Here is a 19,278-nt window from a genome sequence, read left to right as displayed (position 1 = left end):
TGGCAGTGCCTCCGCGGTTACGTGTTGCCGAACCTCGCTGGGAGGTGTCAGCTACCGGCTGCCGGAACCTCACTCGCCAAGGAAGGGGATGGCGTTCGGGAACTCGCCGTAGCTCCTCGGCTCGGAAACGCTGGGCGGTTGTGCCTGGATGGCGACGTGACCGTCCCGCGTGGTGGTCGTGGTCGTGCCTCCGCCGTCCAGTCCGGCGATGGGTGCGGCGACGGCGATCGGCGCGGCAGCAATCGCGGCTGCGGCGGCGGCGGTCATCAGTGCGGGGGCGATGAAACGACGAATCATTTTGACTCCTGGTGCTCATTGGGTGATCGGACATTTCATATCCGGCGAATCGCGTCTGGGTTCGGAACTTCGATCTGCTGGGTACAAAATCGAATCTAATGAGACCTCACCAATAAAGCCCGGTGTTCATATGATTCACAAATGTGCGGGCGTTGACGCACGCCCAGCGAATTTCTCGGAGTGCTACGCCGACGAGTCGCGGAAGTTGCGTACGGCGCGGATCTTGTTCATCACGTCCAGCGCTGCCACCTTGTACGCCTCCGAGAACGTCGGATAGTTCAGGACGGCGTCGACGAGGTACTCCACGGTCCCACCACAGCCCATCACCGCCTGGCCGATGTGCACCAGCTCCGTGGCTGCGGTGCCGAAGATGTGCACGCCCAACAGCTTTTGATCCTCGGTCGACACCAACAGCTTGAGCATGCCGTAGGAGTCACCCGCGATCTGCCCGCGGGCCAGCTCGCGGTAGCGCGATACGCCGAACTCGTAGGGGATGGCCTTGCGGGTCAGGTCGGATTCGGTGGCGCCAACGAAGGACACCTCGGGGATGGTGTAGATGCCGATGGGCTGGAGGTCGGCCATGCTCCTCGCCTTCTCCCCGAACGCGTGGTACGCCGCAAGCCTGCCCTGATCCATGGACGTCGCCGCCAGTGCCGGGAAACCGATGACGTCGCCGACGCTGAAGATGTGGTCGACCTTGGTGCGGAACTGCTCGTCGACCTCGATGCGGCCACGGTCGTCGGTGGCCAGGCCCGCCGCCTCGAGGTCGAGGCCCTTGGTCCGTCCGGTGCGTCCCGCCGAGTACATCACCGCGGCAGCGGCGATCTGCTTGCCGCTGGCCAGCGTGGTCAGCGTGCCGTCCGGTGAGACGTCGACGCTGGTGACTTCCTCGCCGAAGCGGAAGGTGACGGCGTTGTCGCGCAGGTGGAAGCGCAACGCTTCGGTGATCTCCGGGTCGCAGAAGTCGAGCATGGTGTCGCGCTTCTCGATGACGGTCACCTTGGTGCCGAGGGCGGCGAAGATCGACGCGTACTCGATGCCGATGACGCCTGCCCCGACGACGACCATCGAGGTGGGGATGAAGTCGAGGTCGATGATCTGGTCGGAGTCCAGCACGCGCTCGTCGTCGAAGTCGACGCCGTCGGGCCGACGCGGTGTGGTGCCCGTGGCAATGACGATGAAATCCGCTGTCAGCGTGCGGTGTTCGGCAGCATCCACGCCTTCGACCAGCACGGTGTGGGCGTCGGTGAAGCTGCCGTGGCCGACGTAGAGGTCGATGTGGTTGCGCGTCAGTTGGTCGCGGATGACGTCGATCTCCCGCCGGACCACGTGTGACGTGCGTTCGTGGAGGTCGGCGGGCGTGATGTTCTGCTTGACGCGGTAGCTGGCGCCGTAGAGCTCGCGCTGGTTCATGCCGGTCAGGTACAGCACGGCCTCACGAAGCGTCTTCGACGGGATCGTTCCGGTGTTGACGCACACCCCGCCGAGCATCTGGCCGTGTTCGACGACGGCCACCGTCTTGCCCAATTTGGCCGCCGCCACCGCCGCCTTCTGGCCGCCAGGGCCCGATCCGATCACGATGAGGTCGTACTCAGTCTCCGTCGCCATGCCGAGGGGGATACCCAAATCGACGGACCCGAGCCAGCCCGGAAGGATGTCGTGCGTGCTCGCCGTCTTCGAAGCCTTCGCCGTGATTGGGGTCGTCGTCGGGGTGGGGGCGATCGTCGGACGGACGGAGGTGCTTGGCGAGAACGCGCGGATGGTGCTGAATCGCGTCGCGTTTCACATCGGTGTCCCCGCCCTGCTCCTGCTGAACCTGTCCGAGGCGACGTTGGAGCAGATCTTCTCCCTGGAGTTGGCGGTCTCCGCACTGGCCGCACTGCTCGCGTTCGCGGTGTGCTTCGCCGTCTTCACCCTGGTGCGCCGACGCAACGGCGGCGATTCGACCATCGCGTCGTGGACGGGGTCCTACGTCAATGCGGGCAATCTCGGTATCCCGTTGAGCGCGTATGTCTTCGGCAATACCACGGCCATCTCGGCGATCATCCTCTTCCAGTGCGTCGTGATGGCGCCGATCGGCATCGCGGTACTGAACTCCGCCGTCGACCCGAGACCGTCGCCGTGGCGGCAGGTGCTGGCGTTGATCGTCAATCCGATCATTGCGGCCAGTGTGGTCGGCGTCGTGCTCGCCGCCACCTCGGTGCAGCTTTCGGGACCCGTCGCCGATTCGGTGCGTCTGCTCGCCGACCTCGCCATCCCGACCGTGCTGCTGGCGTTCGGCATCTCGCTGAGCAGCCGCACCGATGCGTTGCCGCGGGCCGACCGCGGCGACCTGGCCATCGTCGTGGTCTCCAAGATGGTGCTCATGCCCATGCTGGCCTACGCCATCGCCCGGTGGGGCTTCGGCGCCAGCCCTTCGCAGGTCCTTCTCGTCACGGTGCTGGCGGCACTGCCGTCCGCGCAGAACATCAATGCCTACGCCGGGGTGTACCGGTGCAACGAGTCGTTGGCCAGGGACGCGACGTTGGTGTCGACGGTCGCCGCGGTGCCGATCATCGCCGCGATCGTGGCGCTGCTGCCTGGCTGAATGCCCACCCGGTCGCTGTTTCGCGTACAAAGGTCGGGGTAAACGGCCGCGGTGTCGATGGCATCCATGGTTCGCTGGCTGATCGAAACCGACGACTTCGAGGGGGAGCCACGATGAGAGGTCGACGCGCCGGTCGCGCGGTCGTCGTTGCGGCACTGGGCGCCTGGATCGCGCTGGCGGGAACGGTGATTCCGGTCGCCTCCGCCGAGCCGTGCCCGGACATCGAGGTGGTGTTCGCCAGGGGGACCGGCCAGTTCCCCGGTCTCGGCGACGTCGGGCAGGCGCTGGTCGATGCGGTGCGCGCGCAGGCGGGCGGCCGGACCGTTGGCCAGTATGCCGTCAACTACCCGGCCAGCGGGAACTTCGCCGACCCGGTGGAGTTCCCGAGGACCGTGACCGACGGCATTCGCGACGAGGCCTTCCGCGTGCAGTTCATGTCGGAGGCCTGCCCGGGCACCAGGCTGATTCTGGGCGGGTACTCCCAGGGCGCCGCGGTGACGGGTTTGACGACGGCCGCCACGACGCCTGCCAGCGTCCCGCCCGAACTGGTTCCTCCTCCGGTGTCGCCGGACGCCGCCACGCACGTTGCTGCGGTCGTCCTGTTCGGCAAGCCCGCGGGTGACTTCGTCGCCAAGTACGAGGTGCCGGGCATCGGCGTCGGTCCGATGTTCGCGGACCGGGCGTTGGAGTTGTGCGCGCCAGGAGACTCGGTGTGTGACGGTATCGTCACCGGCCTGCCGAACGAGGCGCACACTAGCTACGTGGTCAACGGCATGGCCGGTCAGGGCGCCGCGTTCGCGGTGAGCAAGCTGTAGGGGACGAGCGGCATGAGCTTCGAGAAGGGCATCACCGGTCTGGTGGTGATCGACCCGTACAACGACTTCATCTCAGAGGGCGGCAAGGTGTGGGATCGCCTCAAGGAGGTCGCCGAGGCGAATCAGTGCGTGCCGCACATGCGCGAGGTTCTCGACGCCGCGCGCGGCGCGGGCATCCGGGTCTTCTATGCGTTGCACCACCGGTATCGGCCTGGCGACTACGAAACCTGGAAGTACGTCGCCCCGATTCAGCGGGCCGCGTGGGGGCGCAAGACCTTCGAGTACGGGACGTGGGGCGGTGAACTGCACCAGGACCTGGTGCCCCGAGACGGTGACGTCATCGCCCAGGAACATTGGTGTTCAAGTGGTTTCGCCAACACGGACATGGACCTGCAGCTCAAGAAGCACGGCATCCACCAGTTGATCGTGATGGGTCTCATCACGCACACCTGCGTCGAGTCGACGGTTCGGTACGGCGCTGAACTCGGGTACGACGTCACCGTCGTCGGCGATGCCACCGCCACGTACTCACAGGCCGAGATGCATGCCGCGCTCGAGGTCAACATGCCCAACTACGCCGCCGTGGTCAGCACCGCCGAAGTGCTCGACGCGATCGCCGCTACGAAGGATCGGTAGCCTCGGAAACCGCCCACTGGCCCGGCTCCGCGGTGACGATGCGATCGACGATGCCGGCTTCGTCGAACGCGGTGCGGACGTCGGTGAAGTCCTCGCTGTAGATCGACCAGCCCGCGATGTGCGCGATGACGACGCGAGGGACCGCGAGCACGGCGGTGACGTCGGCGGCCCGCTGGCCGGTGAGCGTGAGTGGGCGGCCCTGGTTCTTGGTGGCCAGGCGGGACGCTCCGGCGAACAGGACCGCGACGTCGATCGACGGAAACCGCTCGGCGATCTGAGCGGCGGGCAGCATCGCGGCGTTGTCGCCGCTGACGTACACCGTCGGCAGGGAGTCGGCCTGCAGTACGAAGCCCGTCACTTCGGCGTTGACGTGTCCGGACGCGTCGCGGGTGCCGTCGATGGGGCCGTGCACCGCCGGTGTCGCGCTGATGGTGATCTGCCCGGGTCCGTCGCGGCGCTGCACCTGTGCGGTCTGCCACGTCGGCAGACCGATCGCACCCCCGCCGAGGCGGTCGGCAGCGCCGGGTCCGGTGATGATGACGGGCACTTCGGTGGTGGCCCACCGTCGCCCCGCGACGTCCAGGTTGTCGTTGTGGTCGTCGTGGCTGAGCAGGACCGCGTCGACGGGACCAAGCTGGTCGGCGGCGATCGCGGGCGGGGTCAGCTTGGCCATGTTGCCGTAGTCGCGGGGTTCGTCGAACGTCGGATCGGTGACGAATCGCGTTCCTGCATAGTCGATCACGACGGTGGGTCCGCCGATGAGGCCGATCGCGAAGGACTGGCGGGTGGCGTCGATCATTCGTCGTCCGGGTCCTCAGCCCACGTAGCCGTCGGCCACCGTCAGCGCGGCGTCCAGTGCCCTGAGCCCCTCGGCGACCTCGGCGTCGCTGATGTTGCACGCAGGCACCGCGTGGATGCGGTTGAAGTTCGCGAACGGCAGCAGGCCGTTGGCCTTGCACGCCGCGATCGTCGCGTTCATCGCCGGGCTGGAACCGCCGTACGGCGCCAGTGGTTCGCGGGTCTGCGGATTCGAGACCAGTTCGATGGCCTGGAACACCCCGAGCCCTCGGGTTTCGCCGACGGACGGGTGCTTGGCGGCGAGGTCGGCGAGGCCGGGGCCCAGCACGTCCTCGCCGATGCGCTTGGCGTTGGCAACCATGCCCTCGTCCTCCATCGCGTTGATGGTGGCGACGGCGGCCGCACACGCGAGCGGATGCCCCGAGTAGGTCAGCCCACCGGGGTAGGCGCGGTCGGCGAACGTCGAGTAGATCGCGTCGTTGATGGCGACGCCGCCGAGCGGCACGTAGCCGGAGGTGACGCCCTTCGCGAACGTGATCAGGTCGGGCGTCACGTCGAAGTTCTGAATGGCGAACCACTCACCCGTACGGCCGAACCCGGCCATCACCTCGTCGGCGATGAACACCATGCCGTACTTGTCGCAGATCTCCCTGACGCCCTTCATGTAGCCCGGCGGCGGCACCATGATGCCCGCGGTGCCGGGCACGGACTCCAGGATGATGGCCGCGAACGACGTCGCGCCCTCGTGCTGGATGAGGCGCTCCAGGTACTCGAGCGCACGCTCGGACTCCTGCTGCTCGTTCTCGGCATGGAACGACGAGCGGTACAGGAACGGCCCGTTGAAGTGCACGACGCCGCTGCTGGCGTAGTCGTTGGGGTAGCGGCGCGGGTCGCCAGTGAGGTTGATCGCGGTGTCGGTGCCGCCGTGGTACGAGCGGTAGCGCGAAAGCACCTTGTAGCGGCCGGTGTGCAGGCGGGCCATCCGGACCGCGTGCTCGACGGCGTCGGCGCCGCCGTTGGTGAAGAACACCCGGTTCAGGTCGCCCGGCGTGCGCTCGGAGATCAGTCGGGCCGCCTCCGAGCGCGCGGCGTTGACGTGTTGCGGGGCGACGGTGCACAGCTTTGCCGCCTGCTCGGCGATGGCCGCGACGACCTTCGGGTGTTGGTGGCCGATGTTGGTGAAGACCAGCTGCGAGGAGAAGTCCAGCAGCTTGTTGCCGTCGCCGTCCCAGACGTAGGAGCCCTCCGACGCGGTGATCGTCATCGGCGCGATCAGCGCCTGCGCCGACCACGAGTGGAAGACGTGTTTGCGGTCCAGCTCGTAGGCGTGGGCGGCCTCGGCCTTGGCCGTGGCGAGGTCCTGTCCGCTTGGCAGCATCTCTGATGCTTCGGTGGTGGTCATGGGTCGGGTGCTCCTGACTCAGTTGTTCTGCGGGAAGCCGAGATTGATGCCGCCGCGGCTACTGCCTGATTGTGCGCTCCGCGCACGGGGGTCCAGCCAGCGCGTGGTGACAACCTTGCCACGGGTGAAGAAGTGCACGCCTTCGGTCCCGTGTGCGTGGGTGTCACCGAACAGTGAACTCTTCCAACCGCCAAAGCTGTAGTAGGCGGTGGGGACGGGAATCGGCACGTTGATGCCGACCATGCCGACCTCGACCTCGTTCTGGAACCGCCGGGCCGCGCCGCCGTCGTTGGTGAAGATGGCGGTGCCGTTGCCGTAGGGGTTCGAGTTGATCAGGTTCAGGGCCTCGTCGTAGGAGTCGACGCGGACCACCGACAGCACGGGGCCGAAGATCTCGTCGGTGTAGACGCTCATGTCGGGGGTGACGTTGTCGATCAGGGTGGGGCCCAACCAGAAGCCCTCAGGATCGCGCCCGTCTTCAGCATGGTCGGAAATGCCGCGGCCGTCGACGACGATGGTGGCGCCGTCGGCCTCGCCCGCGTCGACGTACGACGCGACGCGATCGCGGTGCGCCTTGGTGACCAGCGGCCCCATGTCGGCGTCCCTGGCGCCGTCCGTCGTGAATCCTGGGCCGGTCTTGAGTCCCTTGGCGCGGTCGGCGATCTTGGCTACCAGGTCGTCGGCGATGGGGCCGACGGCGACGCATGCCGAGATGGCCATGCAGCGCTCACCGGCCGAGCCGAAGCCCGCGTTGACCATGGCGTCGGCGGCGAGGTCGAGATCGGCGTCGGGTAGCACGATCGCGTGGTTCTTGGCACCGCCAAGGGCCTGCACCCGCTTGCCGTGCAGGGTGCCGGTCTCGTAGACGTAGCGCGCGATGGGGGTGGAGCCCACGAAGCTGATGGCCTTCACGGACTCGTTGGTCAGCAGTTCGTCGACGGCCACCTTGTCGCCCTGGAGCACGTTGAAGACACCGGCGGGCAGGCCGGCCTCGGCCCACAGCTCGGCGATCCAGAGGGCGGCCGACGGGTCCTTCTCGCTGGGTTTGAGGACGACGGTGTTGCCCGCGGCGATGGCGATGGGGAAGAACCACATCGGCACCATGGCCGGGAAGTTGAACGGGCTGATGACGCCGACGACGCCGAGGGGCTGGCGGATGGAGGCGACGTCGACGTTGGTCGAGGCGTTCTCTGTCATTCCGCCCTTGAGCAGATGGGCGATGCCGCAAGCGAATTCAACGACTTCCTGGCCGCGGCTGACTTCGCCGAGGGCGTCGGAGACGACCTTGCCGTGCTCGCTGGTGATGATCTCGGCCAGCTCGTGCTTGCGGGCGTTGAGCAACTCCCTGAACGCGAACAGGATCGTGGTCCTCTTGGCCAGCGACGTGTCGCGCCACGCGGGGAAGGCGGCCGCGGCGGCGTCGATGACGGCGCGTGCGTCGGCGACGTCGGCCAGGGCGACCTCGCCGGTGATCTGACCGGTGGCCGGATTGGTGACCGGGGAGGTGCGTTCGCCGGTGCCTGCGAACTTCTTGCCGTCGGACCAGTGGGCAATGGTGCGGACGCGGGTGCTCAGTGTCATGCCACCAGTGTCTGATCGAGCGAATGCCGACCGTGCCGACAATGCGTAACGCAGGCTGCGGCTTGTTTTACGATGTGTCAAATGTTGCCCACCGTGCGGGAGGTCTTGGCGTTGCCGGTACTGCAGGCCGGTGACCCCGAGGTGGTCTGCGGAGCAGATTCCCCCGGCGTCCTGGACCGACCCGTGCGGTGGGTTCACGTCAGCGATCTGACCGATCTGTCCAACCTGCTCGGGGGTGGGGAGATGGTGCTGACCACCGGGCAGGCGCTGGCCGATCCGGCGCACCGCGACGAGTACCTTCCGCGGCTGGCCAGGGCGGGTGCGGTGGCGGTGGTGATCGAACTGGGACTGCACGTCGACGCGGTGCCACCCTCGGTCCTGAGCATCGGAGCCGCCCTCGAACTGCCGGTGATCGCATTGCGCCGGGCCGTCCGCTTCGTGGAGGTCACCGAGGAGGTGCACCGGCGGATCGTCGCCGAGCAGTACGCGGAGGTGGACTACGCCCGTCGCGTGCACGAGGCGTTCAACGGGCTCAGCATGCGTCGGGCGTCGGTCGACGAGATCGTCGCCGCTGCCGCCGACATGCTCGACACCCCGATCGTGCTGGAAGACCTCAACCGCCAGGTGCTGGCGTTCGGCCGCCGCGACGTCGCATTGGAGGATCTCCTCGGCGATTGGGAGCGGCGCTCTCGGCTCGGGCCGGTGGCGGGGGCAGGCACGTGGGTGGCGCGACCGGTCGGTCCGCACCGTCAGGAATGGGGTCGGCTGGTGGCGCCGCGTGGGCGCGCGGACGACGTCGAGGCCGACGATCGAACCATCACCACGCTCGAACGCGCCGCGCAGGCGCTCGCGTTGAACCGGATGGTCGAGCAGGACCGCACCTCCCTGGAACTGAGGGCGCAGAGCGGTCTGGTCGGCGATCTGCTGCGGGGCCGGATCCGCGACGAGGCCGACGCCACGGCCCGCGCCTACGCCCTCGGATTGCGGCCCGCGCTGACCTACGTCCCCATCACCGTGCGGCTGCAGGAGAGTGCGAACGTCAACCAGGTGCTGATTCAGCAGCGCCGCAGTCAAGCGCTGGATGCCGTCATCCATGCGGTCCGGGCCGGCGGGCACACCGCCCTGGCGGTCAGCAGGGACGACGGCCAGATCGATCTGCTGTTCGCTCCCCGCGCGCGCGTCGGTGCGGCATCGAAGGACGGTGACGAGATCCTCACCGAACTCGCGACGGCCATCCGCCGCGCGGTGACCCGCATCGACGGGGTCGGGCAGTGCGTCGTCGGCGTCGGGCCGGAGTCGACGCGGCTCATCGATGCGGCGGGCGGTTTCGCCGAGTCGGAGCACGTGGCCGAGGTGGCGTTGGCGATGGCCAGCACGGACGACGGCAAGCCGTTCTACCGGTCGGCCGACGTCAGATTGCGTGGCCTCGTCGCGCTGATCCGTGCCGATCCCCGTGTCCAGGCCTTCGCCGAGACGGAGTTGCGTGGGGTGCTCGAGCGTCGCGCCAAGTACGGCGACGACATGTTCGACCTTCTCCGAAGCTTCTTGGAGGTGGGCGGTAACAAGGCGGAACTCGCCAAGCGCATGCACCTTTCACGCCCGACGCTGTATGCGAGGTTGGCCACCATCGAGCGTCTGCTCGGGGTCGATCTGGACAGCCCGGAGTCACGGACCTCGTTGCACGTCGCCATGATGGTGGTGGCGAGAAGTTGAGTCGGGAAGGCGGTGACCGAAGATGAGCGCGGACGTCATCGTGATCGGCGGGGGTATTGCGGGGGTGTCGGTCGCCTACGAACTGTCCAAGGCGGCGAAGGTCGTCCTGCTGGAGACCGAGTCGACGCTGGCGTATCACACCACCGGGCGGTCGGCCGCGGCGTTCCTGGAAACCTATGGGGGAGAACAGGTCCGCGCACTGACGACCGGTAGTCGGGAGTTCTTCGAGCAGCCGCCGGACTTCGTCGACGCGGTGTTGATGACGCCCCGTCCGTTGCTGCAGTTCGCCACGGAGGGCCGCGGCCACGTCGTCGAACGGATGCACGCGGAGGTGTTGCCGCTGGTCTCGGACGCCGAACTCCTCGACGAGGCGCGCTGCCGCGAGCTCTATCCCGTACTGCGCCCCGGGGCCGCCGAGCGCGGCATGTACGAACCGCGCGCCATGGCACTCGACGTCGCGGCCCTGCACCAGGGTTACGTGCGGGGCGCCCGCCTCGGCGGCACCGAGATCTTCCGCGACGCCAAGGTGGTTGCGCTGGAGTACGGCGCGGGCAACTGGTCCGTCACGACGTCGGACGGTCGAGTGCATCGGGCCGCCGCGGTCGTCAACGCCTCCGGTGCGTGGGCCGACGTCGTAGCCGAGTCGGCGGGGTTGCCCGGCGTGGGTCTGCGACCGTTGCGTCGCACCATCTTCATGGTCGCCTCGCCGCTCGGCGAGGGCGGCCGGAACCTCCCGAACTGCACGGAGGTCGACCAGTCCTTCTACGCCATGCCGGACGGGGCGCAGTTCCTGTGTTCCCCGGCGGACGAGACTCCCTGTCCGCCAAGCGATGCCAAGCCCGACGAGCTCGAGATCGCGCGGGCCATCGAGGTGATCAACGACGTCACCACCCTCGGGATCCGCAGCGTCAACTCGTCGTGGGCGGGGTTGCGCACCTTTGCCCCCGACCGCAACTTCGTGGTGGGCGAGGACCCCGAGGCGACGGGCTTCTTCTGGCTGGCGGGCCAGGGCGGGTACGGCATCCAGACGGCCCCTGCGGCAGCGCGGTTGGGCGCGGCAATGGTTCTGGGGCAGCCTGTGCCGCCCGATCTCGTCGCCCGCGGGCTCGACGTGGCGCGGCTGGCCCCGCGGAGGCCGTTCGACAGTCAAGGAGTAGACGCAGCCGGGGAGTAGACGCAGCCGGGGAGTAGAGGCAGCCAGGAGTAGGGGAGAAGCCGTGCACGCCAAGCGCATCACCGCGAACCTTCGGGTGGCCGACGTCGACGAGGCCAAGTCGTTCTACCGCGACTTCCTCGGGCTGAGCGCCGAGGACTTCAACATGGGATGGGTGGCGCGATACCGCTCACCGGATACGTCCGCCGAGGTTCAGCTGGTCACGCGCGACGCGACCGCGAGCGAGGACTCGGTGATCTCGGTCCACACCGATGACGTCGACGCGGCGTACGAGGAGGCCCGGAAGCTCGGCCTGGAGATCGTGCACCCGTTGACCACGGAGGCGTGGGGGGTGCGCCGATTCCTGGTGCGGGCGCCCGACGGCAACGTCGTCAACGTCGTGCGGCACCGCGAGTAGGCCGCCTACGCGCGGCTGACCAGCCCGTCGAGCATCAGGTTCATGGTGAACGCAAACCGGTCCAGTGGGGTGCCCGACGTCAGTTCGGCGGCGTGGCGCTTGGTGTGCGGGAAGGTGTCGGGCAGCGCCGCGAACCTGTGGAGCAGTTCGTTGCGGCTGACGGCCCACCCTTCCTGGTCGACGCGGCTGTCGACGAGGGAGGTCTCCAGGCAGAACGCGTTGACGTAGAGGGTGAGGGCATCGATGGCCCACGCCGCGGTCTGCGGGTCGAGGCCGCCGGCCAGCGCGATGCCGAGCATGCCTTCGTTGACGCGCACGGTGTCCTGATTCGTCGGGATCCCGGCGAGTGCCGCCCTGGAGATCCCCGGATAGCGCAGGTACTGATCCCGCATCTGATTGCAGACGTCGATGAGCTGCTCCCGCCACGTCCGTGGATCCGGTTGAGGGAGTTCGATTTCGGAGCACAGTCGCCCGATCAGTAGGTCGTCGAGATCCTCTTTGTTGACGACGTGGGCGTACAACGACGCCGGGCCTGTTTCGAGGACGCCTGCGACTCGTCGCATCGTCAACGCGCCGTATCCCTCGCGCTCGATGATGCCGAAGGCGGTCTCGACGATGGCATCGACGGTGATGGGCTTCTTCCGTCCCGCCGACGGTCCGCGACGGGTGGAGGCGACAGTGGCGTCGGCCACCGACTGCTGGTGGCGAGCGGCGCGTCGCCGCTGGGGAGGCGTGGCCATGCGACGCAGTCTAACGGTTGACGAGCGGGGTTCGATTTGACACGAACACTGTTCGTAAGTAGAACGGTGTTCGTGAACATCGCTTCCCGATCCGCCGTCGCCAGGGCCGAGCCCCTCGATCCGGCCTTGATCAAACTCGCGCTGGCCGTCCTCGTCGGCGTCATCGCCGCGATTCTCGACCTGACGATCGTCAACGTCGCCATCACCACACTGCAGGCGCGGCTCGGCGCCAGCGTGTCGACCGTGCAGTGGGTGAGCACCGGCTACGCCCTTGCCGTGGCCATCACCATTCCCGTCAGCGGGTGGATGTTCGAGCGGCTCGGCGGTCGTCGCGCCTGGCTGCTGGCGCTCGGCATCTTCGCGACCGGCTCGGCGCTGTGCGCCGCGGCGTGGTCGATCGAGAGCCTGATCGCGTTCCGCATCCTGCAGGGCGTCGGCGGCGGAATGCTCCTACCGCTGTCGCAGACCATCCTCGTCACCGCAGCAGGCCGGGACCGCCTGGCGCGCGTGGTGCCGTACATCGCGATCCCGTCGCAACTCGGACCGGTTCTGGGTCCCGTCGTCGGCGGTGCGATCCTCGGCATCCACGGCACCGCGAGCTGGCGGCTGATCTTCCTCATCAACGTCCCCATCGTCGCCGCCGCGCTCTACCTCGGCTGGCGCACGGTCCCTTCCACGAGGTCAGGGCAGACGCGTCGGCTGGACCTCCTCGGTCTGGCGCTGCTCTCACCGGCGTTGGCGCTGCTGGTGTTCGGGTGCTCGCGCGCCGGGGTGACCGGAGGGTTCGACAGTGCCGGGGCGATCGTTCCACTCACTGCGGGCGCCGTCCTCCTGGCGGGCTACGGCGTGCACTCCCTGCGGTCGCGCGTCGATCCGCCGCTCAACCTGCGGTACCTGAAAGTCCGTGGCTACGCGACCTCCTCGGCACTCGTGTTCGCGTCGGGCATCACCCTCTTCGGCGCGTTGTTCCTGTTGCCGCTCTACTACCAACAGGTGCGCGGCGCGTCAGCGCTGGAGGCCGGGCTGCTGCTGGCGCCCCAGGGCGTCGGGGTGGCGGTCGGAACCATCCTCGGCGGCCGCCTCATCGACCGGATGAAGCTCGGCTATCGGGCGCCCGCGTTGATCGGGATGGCGCTGCTGACGATCACGACGGTGCCGCTCGTGTTCGCCGGCTCGGCAACCAGTCAGGATCTGCTCGGCGTCGTCATCCCCATCGCCATCGCCATCCGAGGCATCGGCCTCGGTCTGACCCTCGTCCCGGTCATGACGGCTGTGTACGTGGGACTCCCGCAGGAAGCGATCCCGGCGGCCACCACCGGCGTCCGGATCTTTCAGCAGATCGGCGGTGCGCTCGGCACGGCCGTGCTCGCCGTGATCCTTCAACACTCGCTGCCCGCCGGTGGCGCCCATGCCTTTGCGATCACCTTCACCTGGGTGCTCGGCCTGACCGTCCTGGCCTTCCTGCCTGCGCTGCTGCTGCCGGGGCGGAGCGCCCAAAATGACTGAGAGAGAGAAGAACTCGATGACTTCGACGACGGAGTACGACGTGCTCGTCGCAGGGGCGGGGCCGGTCGGACTGATGCTGGCCATTGAACTGCGACTGGCAGGAGCCGACGTGCTCGTCGTCGAACGACGCGAGTCGCCCGACCCCGCCGTCAAGGCGGAGGGCATGAACATCGCGTCCGCCGAGGCGCTCGACCGGCGCGGACTACTCCCCGAGGTGGAGGCGGTGCTGGCCCGGTTGTTCCCGGCGGCCCGGGCGGCAGGCGCGGCACGCGGGAACTATGCGCCGTTCGCCGGGCACTTCGGTGGAATCCAGGTGCCCGCAGCCCCCATCGACCGCGACGATCCCCTGCTGGTCGGCCGTGGCCAGTCCGGCTGGAACCTCCAGATCCCGCAGATCGAGGTGGAGCGGATCCTCGGGCGGCGTGCCGCGGAACTCGGCGTCGAGGTGCGTCGCGGAGTCCAGGTGCGTGGCCTGGACGACGACGGTGCCGGGGTCACCGTGTCTCTCGACGGTGGGCCCGGCGTGCGTGCGGCATGGCTGGTCGGCTGCGACGGCGGCCGCAGCCTGGTCCGTCGGCTCGCGGGTTTCGAGTTCACCGGCACAGATCCCGAGATCACCGGTCGTCAAGGAGTTTTCACGGTGGACGGGGCGGAGGGGTTGAAGCGCGGTTGGCAGCACACCGCAGCCGGGCTCTACGTCTGCGGCCCCATGCCGGGCCGCCTGCGCACCATCGAGTTCGACGGCCCGCCGATCGACAGGGACGCACCGGTCACCGCGGCCGAGATGGAGGACAGCGTGCGGCGCGTCAGCGGGGTGGACGTCCGCATCACCGGGATCGTCAGCGCCGCCCGCTTCACCGACAACGCGCGGCAGGCGACGACCTATCGGCGGGGTCGCGTGCTGCTGTGCGGCGACGCCGCTCACGTGCACTCGCCGTTCAGCGGCCAAGGCATGAATCTCGGGCTCGGCGATGCCGTCAACCTGGGTTGGAAGCTCGCCGCGACCGTACAGGGGTGGGCGCCCGACGGGCTGCTCGACACCTACACCAGCGAGCGTCATCCCATCGGCGCCTGGGTGCTGGACTGGACGCGGGCTCAGGTGGCGGTGATGCGCGGCGACGCGCAGAGCTCGGCGCTGCGCGGTGTGCTCACCGACTTCCTCGGAACCCGGGACGGCGCAACGCACTTCGTGAAGCGCGTGTCTGGGCTGTGGCAGCGTTACGACTTCGGAGACGACCATCCGCTCGTCGGTGCGACGATGCCCGCCCTCCCCTTGGTCGGCGGCGCCAGGCTCGCCGACCACGCGCATGGTGGGCGTACCCTGCTCGTCACCGACGACGACCGATTGGCCGCACTCGCCGAGCCGTACGCCGGGCGTCTGCAATTGGTGCGGGGAGAATCCGGCGTCGGCAACCTCTTGGTGCGCCCCGACGGCTTCGTGGCGTGGGCGTCGGACGACGGCTCCGATCACGCCGGGTTGGCGGCGGCGTTGACGCGCTGGCTGGGTCGCTGACGGTCGCGGCGTGTGATCGATCGCGCCCGTGGGTATACCGGCAGGTCATGGCGAAGTATCGACTCAACGAAGAGGCGGTGGCCAAGGCTCGCACGCTGATCGATGGCAAGCAGTACGTCCTCGACAGCGACTGGGGTGACGTGCAGCCGAAGGCCGACGCCCAGAACGCGTTCCTGGAGAACCACGGCTGGGACGAATACGCGGAATGGCACCTCGGGCTGACCGAGGGGGCGACGGACGAGACGAAGGCGCGGTATGCGTTCGTCTACGGCGACTTTCGACGCGTGCACCGCACGGGCCTCATCGCCTGCGTGTACCGGGCCTCGGAATGGCGACACAAGGACGTCGAACTGGCGGCGCACGAGCTGTTGCAGTACCTCGACAAGGTGACCGGCTGAGCCAGGGGTTGGGCGCGACGGTGGCTCCGTCCGGTCATTCCGTCCCCGACTTGCCGATCTGCAGGTGCAGGTGATTCGTGGGCGCCGTGGTCGGATGGTCGGGAGTGAGGATGAAACCGCCATCGCCGATCGAGGTGGGGACGTCCTGACCGTCGGGATCCTGGGAGCGGTCCTGCCACTGCCCGGCCGCGAACTGGTAGACGCCGCGGAAGAAGGCTTCGGCCAGGGTGCCCGCACCGTCGAGGCGGTAGCCCGTGGTGTTTTGGGTGCTTTGGGTGCATTGGGTGCTTTGGGTGCTTTGGGCGCTTTGGGTGCTTTGGGTGCTTGGGGCGCTTGTGGTGCTTGGGGTGCTTGGGGTGACGGAACCCCAGTCGCTCAGCACGGTGAGGTGGAAGTCGGTGTCGTCGCCGACGCGACGGGCGGCTCCGGTGAAGTCCACTGCCCGGCCCTGGCCATGGCAGTCGACCCGGCCACCCGAGGCGTCGCCGCTGATCCCCACGTGGAACAGGTCGGTGGCACCGAACCGGTTGGACAGGTATTGACACAGCCGCACCAGGGCCAAGGCATTGCGGGGATCGAGGAAGGCGGGTGCCGCCGCCGCCTCGCCCCGCCGCACGACGACGCCTGCGACGTTGCCTGCCTCCATCGCACCGGTGACGGGGTTCAGACCGCCGAGGTTGACGTGGTTCTCGTCGCTGTGACCCTCGAACGCAATCAGGCCCTCGTCCACCAGCATCTGAAGTTCGGCGAAGGCGTCGCCCTTGCTCAGGGTCCTGGCGGGCTTGGTCATCGGGGGTCTCCTCTACGTCACGGTCCGGCGCTGTGGGGTCGTCGAGACGCAAAGGTAGGAAAACGGGACTGCGCGCGGCACGCGTAGTGGGCTACGCGGAAGGGATGCCCGGGAGCGTCAGGACAGAAGCCGGAGAAACCAAGTAGTCCACTACGCTGTCGGGCCGCGCCCCTCGGGGACCAGCATGGGTAGTGCCTTGATCGCATCGGGTTAGGGACCGATGGGACCGGGTGTGCAACACCGGACCGGGGGGATCCGGTGTTGCAGGTGGCCGTCGCCGGTCCGGGGGGTCGGCGACGGTCACCAACCGGCCTTAGGACGCCCCGGGGCCCAGCTCTTGCCGGATCACCACGGCGAGCGCTTCCCGATCCGATACGCCCAGCTTGATGCACGCCCGGTAGACGTGACCCTCGACCGTGCGCACCGCCACCGACATTCGGTCGGCGATCTCTCGGTTGGACAGCCCCGCGGCCACCATGGTGGCGACCTCCCGTTCACGGGGACTCAGCGGCAGGGGGCGCACCGCGGTCCTGATCGCAGGGGTGCTCGCGCCCCCACAGGCGCCAGCCAGATGTACTGCCCGCGTGATGGATTCGGCACTTGCCTGCCGATCACCCGCCCTGTCGTGCAGCGGTGCTGCCTGGGCGGCCGCGTCGGCCGCCGACAACAGGTAACCGGCTTGCTCGAAGTCGTGGCTGACGGCGTCGAGCGCGTCGACGTCCGACGCTGCGACGGCAGCGGCGTGGCGACTCTGGAGATTGACCACGCCACCGTCGACCTTCTTGACCAGTGCGGCTAGTCGGCCCGCGACGCTCCGGTCGCCGAATCTCGCGGCGTGGTGCAGGGCCTCGGCCTCGACGGCGTGCTGCCCCGAGCGGTGGGCCGCATTGGCCGCGGCCCTGGCGAAGTCGACGGCGGTGCGCTCGCCGCCGCGGGCCGCAGCGAGCCACGCCTTCGCGATCCCGGCGTGCGGATCGTGCAGCGCCATGTGCGGGCCGATGTGTTCATTCGCGTCGGCGAGGACCCGCTCGGCGTTCTCGGTCTGGCCCAGTGCGGCGTAGGCACGGACGAGCAGCAGGCGCGCGACGAGTCGCCATGGCATCGAGTTCTCCGCGTTGAGCGCCGCGAGAGCCTGCTCGAGTGAGGACACCGCGTCGGGGAATCGCCCGCGGTAGGTGGCGACGCAGCCGGCCATGATCTTGGTGATCGCCCAGCCGACGAACTGGCCCGATGACGAGAAGCGGGCGCACTGGGCGACCTCGTCGTCGGCGGCGTCCAGTTCACCGGTGTAGACGAGCGACAACACCACGCCGTAGCGGATCATGAACCGGATCATCCCGTCGGTGGACTTCAGTTCGCTGTTGCACCGCGCGGCGATCGCCTCGAATTCACTGCCCCGGCCCGCGACCGGTAGCGCCAACCCCGACCCGAACGCCGCGAAGTCGATGGCCTGACCGGGCGCATCGGGGTTGCTCAGCACCGCCCGTGCGGCCGCGAGACCATCGTCGATCCTGTTCTCGTGCACCAACATCGCCGATCCGACCGCATCGATGACGGATCTGAGCATCGGATGCGTGACCCGCTGTTCGAGCAGGGTCAACAGCTGGTGGGCGCGCTCCACGTCACCCATCGACCAGAACAGGATCGACAGCCTCGGCAGACCCCACAGCACCACCTGCATCTCGTCGAGTTCGGCCGGGTCGAAATTTGTCAGGATGTCGTCGGCCTCGGCGGCCCGACCCTGCCACAGCAGCGTGCGGGACAGCAGCTCTGCTGCGCGCAGGTCGCCGTCGCGCTCAAAGGCCATCCGCGCCAAGCGTTCTCCGAGCGGAAGGTTGGCGAGGAAGACGGCGTCCTTGGCGGCGCTGACGAGAAATGAGCTGTCGGCAGCCTGGTCGCTGTCGGCGTAGAGTTCGGCCAGCCGGATCCTGCTGCCCGCCGAGTCGAGATCGCGTTCCCGCAACACCTTCACGATCTGCCCGCGCAGCTTGCGGGCGGTCGCCGTGCCGATTCGTCGCCGCACCACGTCACCGAACAACGGATGGCTGAAGCGGGCATTGAGTCTGCTGCCGTCGTGATCCATCCGAATCAAACCCTGCATCTCGGCGGCGTCGACGGAGTCCTCGCCCGCGAGCTGACACAGGATGTCCAAGTCGAGCGGTTCGGACAGCGCCAACAACCTCAGTGCGTCGATCCCCTCACCGGCGTGTTCGAGGCGAGCCTCCAGCAGTGCCGCCAGACCCGACGAGATCACGGTGGCGCCGCGCAGCTGCCACACGCCGTCGACGACCTTGAGCTTCTTCGCCTCCAGAGCGCCTTCGACCATGTGCCGGACGAACAGGGGGTTGCCGCTCGACGACGTCCACATCACGTCGGCGGACAGCCCCTCCAGCGTGCCGCCGAGCACCTTTTCGATCAGGGAGATGCACTGCACCTTCGTGAACGGCTGCACGTCCAGCCGTTCCAGGTACCCGTCCTTCCACAGCGACGTCACCGCATCGGGCACCGGCTCGCCACTGCGCACGGTGGCCACGATGCGTCCGGTCTGTTCGACGGCGATCTGATGGAGAAGCGTCGCGGAGAGCTGGTCGAGCAGGTGGGCATCGTCGATGCCGACGATGGTGTCATCCTGTGCCAGAAGCGAATCACGGGCCGAACCGATCAAGGCGATGGGGTCGCGGGCCGCCGACGACTGCACCCATTGTGCGAACGCGCCGAGCGGAATGCTTCGGGAGGACTCCGTGCACGCCGCCCATTGAACGGGTGTCGACATGGCGGCCGTCACGGTGCGTGCCAGCGTCGTCTTGCCCACACCGGCAGGACCGATCAGCACGACGCCACGCCTGTCGTCGCCGCTCAGCGCGGAGTGGATCTTCTCGCGTTCCTCGGAGCGGTCGAGCAACTGCCACCGGCTGCTCATGACGCGAGTGT

17 protein-coding genes are annotated in these 19,278 nt (G+C 68.2%); 9 read left to right on the top strand and 8 right to left on the bottom strand.

Annotated elements, in window-relative coordinates; genetic code table 11:
- Window positions 1–69: 69 nt before the first annotated feature.
- Complete coding sequence (locus tag ABW137_RS23015) at window positions 70–297, bottom strand: hypothetical protein (RefSeq protein ID WP_526403763.1); 228 nt, start codon at window positions 295–297, stop codon at window positions 70–72.
- 183 nt (window positions 298–480) lie between these two features.
- Window positions 481–1,905 (bottom strand): Si-specific NAD(P)(+) transhydrogenase, encoded by a 1,425-nt coding sequence (sthA, locus tag ABW137_RS23010; protein WP_526403762.1) that lies wholly within the window; start codon window positions 1,903–1,905, stop codon window positions 481–483.
- Between the two features lie 55 nt (window positions 1,906–1,960).
- Between sthA and ABW137_RS23005 the strand changes: the two genes are divergently transcribed.
- The 3 genes from ABW137_RS23005 to ABW137_RS22995 all read left to right on the top strand — a co-directional run bounded on the left by ABW137_RS23005 (window position 1,961) and on the right by ABW137_RS22995 (window position 4,335).
- Window positions 1,961–2,884, top strand: coding sequence for an AEC family transporter (locus tag ABW137_RS23005; RefSeq protein WP_526403761.1), 924 nt, complete (start codon window positions 1,961–1,963; stop codon window positions 2,882–2,884).
- Window positions 2,885–2,997: 113 nt separating this feature from the next.
- Window positions 2,998–3,699, top strand: coding sequence for a cutinase family protein (locus ABW137_RS23000; RefSeq protein ID WP_526403760.1), 702 nt, complete (start codon window positions 2,998–3,000; stop codon window positions 3,697–3,699).
- A gap of 12 nt (window positions 3,700–3,711) precedes the next feature.
- Complete coding sequence (locus tag ABW137_RS22995; protein WP_526403759.1) at window positions 3,712–4,335, top strand: cysteine hydrolase family protein; 624 nt, start codon at window positions 3,712–3,714, stop codon at window positions 4,333–4,335.
- On the opposite strand, the gene ABW137_RS22990 is transcribed toward ABW137_RS22995, so the two are convergent.
- From ABW137_RS22990 to ABW137_RS22980, 3 genes are read right to left on the bottom strand one after another with little or no spacing between them, the layout of a single operon-like run.
- A complete protein-coding gene (locus ABW137_RS22990) occupies window positions 4,319–5,134 on the bottom strand; it encodes an MBL fold metallo-hydrolase (protein ID WP_526403758.1) in 816 nt (271 codons plus the stop codon). The genes ABW137_RS22995 and ABW137_RS22990 overlap by 17 nt on opposite strands.
- 15 nt (window positions 5,135–5,149) lie before the next feature.
- Complete coding sequence (locus ABW137_RS22985) at window positions 5,150–6,535, bottom strand: aminotransferase family protein (protein ID WP_526403757.1); 1,386 nt, start codon at window positions 6,533–6,535, stop codon at window positions 5,150–5,152.
- 18 nt (window positions 6,536–6,553) lie between these two features.
- On the bottom strand, window positions 6,554–8,116 hold the full coding sequence (locus ABW137_RS22980; protein WP_526403756.1) for a CoA-acylating methylmalonate-semialdehyde dehydrogenase: 1,563 nt from the start codon (window positions 8,114–8,116) through the stop codon (window positions 6,554–6,556).
- Between the two features lie 81 nt (window positions 8,117–8,197).
- Between ABW137_RS22980 and ABW137_RS22975 the strand changes: the two genes are divergently transcribed.
- Genes ABW137_RS22975 through ABW137_RS22965 form a run of 3 tightly spaced genes read left to right on the top strand, consistent with a single transcriptional unit; the run spans window position 8,198 to window position 11,400 of the window.
- A complete protein-coding gene (locus ABW137_RS22975; RefSeq protein WP_526403755.1) occupies window positions 8,198–9,829 on the top strand; it encodes a PucR family transcriptional regulator in 1,632 nt (543 codons plus the stop codon).
- Window positions 9,830–9,851: 22 nt separating this feature from the next.
- Window positions 9,852–11,003, top strand: a complete 1,152-nt coding sequence (locus tag ABW137_RS22970) for an NAD(P)/FAD-dependent oxidoreductase (RefSeq protein WP_526403754.1) — start codon at window positions 9,852–9,854, stop codon at window positions 11,001–11,003.
- A gap of 43 nt (window positions 11,004–11,046) precedes the next feature.
- On the top strand, window positions 11,047–11,400 hold the full coding sequence (locus ABW137_RS22965) for a VOC family protein (RefSeq protein ID WP_526403753.1): 354 nt from the start codon (window positions 11,047–11,049) through the stop codon (window positions 11,398–11,400).
- Between the two features lie 5 nt (window positions 11,401–11,405).
- On the opposite strand, the gene ABW137_RS22960 is transcribed toward ABW137_RS22965, so the two are convergent.
- Entirely contained in the window at window positions 11,406–12,140 is a 735-nt protein-coding gene (locus tag ABW137_RS22960; protein ID WP_526403752.1) for a TetR/AcrR family transcriptional regulator, read from the bottom strand.
- Window positions 12,141–12,212: 72 nt separating this feature from the next.
- Here ABW137_RS22960 and ABW137_RS22955 point away from each other — a divergent pair, with 72 nt between their 5' ends.
- The 3 genes from ABW137_RS22955 to ABW137_RS22945 are packed head-to-tail and all read left to right on the top strand — an operon-like array spanning window position 12,213 to window position 15,557.
- Window positions 12,213–13,646 (top strand): MDR family MFS transporter, encoded by a 1,434-nt coding sequence (locus tag ABW137_RS22955; protein WP_526403751.1) that lies wholly within the window; start codon window positions 12,213–12,215, stop codon window positions 13,644–13,646.
- The gene (locus ABW137_RS22950; protein WP_526403750.1) at window positions 13,639–15,159 is read left to right on the top strand and encodes an FAD-dependent oxidoreductase; all 1,521 of its coding nucleotides are present in this window, start codon (window positions 13,639–13,641) and stop codon (window positions 15,157–15,159) included. Before ABW137_RS22955 ends, ABW137_RS22950 begins: the two co-directional genes overlap by 8 nt.
- A 47-nt stretch (window positions 15,160–15,206) precedes the next feature.
- Complete coding sequence (locus ABW137_RS22945; RefSeq protein WP_526403749.1) at window positions 15,207–15,557, top strand: hypothetical protein; 351 nt, start codon at window positions 15,207–15,209, stop codon at window positions 15,555–15,557.
- 34 nt (window positions 15,558–15,591) lie between these two features.
- Here ABW137_RS22945 and ABW137_RS22940 read toward each other — a convergent pair whose 3' ends face one another.
- Both ABW137_RS22940 and ABW137_RS22935 read right to left on the bottom strand, forming a co-directional pair.
- The gene (locus ABW137_RS22940; RefSeq protein WP_526403748.1) at window positions 15,592–16,347 is read right to left on the bottom strand and encodes a hypothetical protein; all 756 of its coding nucleotides are present in this window, start codon (window positions 16,345–16,347) and stop codon (window positions 15,592–15,594) included.
- Between the two features lie 313 nt (window positions 16,348–16,660).
- Window positions 16,661–19,267 carry a helix-turn-helix transcriptional regulator gene (locus ABW137_RS22935; protein ID WP_526403747.1) on the bottom strand — a complete coding sequence of 869 codons (2,607 nt, stop codon included), beginning with the start codon at window positions 19,265–19,267 and terminating at the stop codon, window positions 16,661–16,663.
- Between the last annotated feature and the right edge of the window lie 11 nt (window positions 19,268–19,278).

The sequence above is a fragment of the Mycobacterium sp. genome, from assembly GCF_040509115.1.
Classification (GTDB): Bacteria; Actinomycetota; Actinomycetes; order Mycobacteriales; family Mycobacteriaceae; genus Mycobacterium.
The sequence above is the reverse complement of the archived record's forward strand: the minus strand, read 5'-3'. Positions and strand labels throughout refer to the sequence as shown.

Bases quoted from the DNA above. Each gene is read 5' to 3' on its own strand.
- ABW137_RS22960 (WP_526403752.1), bottom strand. From the start codon at position 12,140: ATGGCCACGCCTCCCCAGCGGCGACGCGCCGCTCGCCACCAGCAGTCG.
- ABW137_RS22935 (WP_526403747.1), bottom strand. From the start codon at position 19,267: ATGAGCAGCCGGTGGCAGTTGCTCGACCGCTCCGAGGAACGCGAGAAG.
- ABW137_RS22950 (WP_526403750.1), top strand. From the start codon at position 13,639: ATGACTGAGAGAGAGAAGAACTCGATGACTTCGACGACGGAGTACGAC.
- ABW137_RS22980 (WP_526403756.1), bottom strand. From the start codon at position 8,116: ATGACACTGAGCACCCGCGTCCGCACCATTGCCCACTGGTCCGACGGC.
- ABW137_RS23000 (WP_526403760.1), top strand. From the start codon at position 2,998: ATGAGAGGTCGACGCGCCGGTCGCGCGGTCGTCGTTGCGGCACTGGGC.
- ABW137_RS22945 (WP_526403749.1), top strand. From the start codon at position 15,207: ATGGCGAAGTATCGACTCAACGAAGAGGCGGTGGCCAAGGCTCGCACG.
- ABW137_RS22975 (WP_526403755.1), top strand. From the start codon at position 8,198: ATGTTGCCCACCGTGCGGGAGGTCTTGGCGTTGCCGGTACTGCAGGCC.
- sthA (WP_526403762.1), bottom strand. From the start codon at position 1,905: ATGGCGACGGAGACTGAGTACGACCTCATCGTGATCGGATCGGGCCCT.
- ABW137_RS22990 (WP_526403758.1), bottom strand. From the start codon at position 5,134: ATGATCGACGCCACCCGCCAGTCCTTCGCGATCGGCCTCATCGGCGGA.
- ABW137_RS23015 (WP_526403763.1), bottom strand. From the start codon at position 297: ATGATTCGTCGTTTCATCGCCCCCGCACTGATGACCGCCGCCGCCGCA.
- ABW137_RS22995 (WP_526403759.1), top strand. From the start codon at position 3,712: ATGAGCTTCGAGAAGGGCATCACCGGTCTGGTGGTGATCGACCCGTAC.
- ABW137_RS22970 (WP_526403754.1), top strand. From the start codon at position 9,852: ATGAGCGCGGACGTCATCGTGATCGGCGGGGGTATTGCGGGGGTGTCG.
- ABW137_RS22985 (WP_526403757.1), bottom strand. From the start codon at position 6,535: ATGACCACCACCGAAGCATCAGAGATGCTGCCAAGCGGACAGGACCTC.
- ABW137_RS22940 (WP_526403748.1), bottom strand. From the start codon at position 16,347: ATGACCAAGCCCGCCAGGACCCTGAGCAAGGGCGACGCCTTCGCCGAA.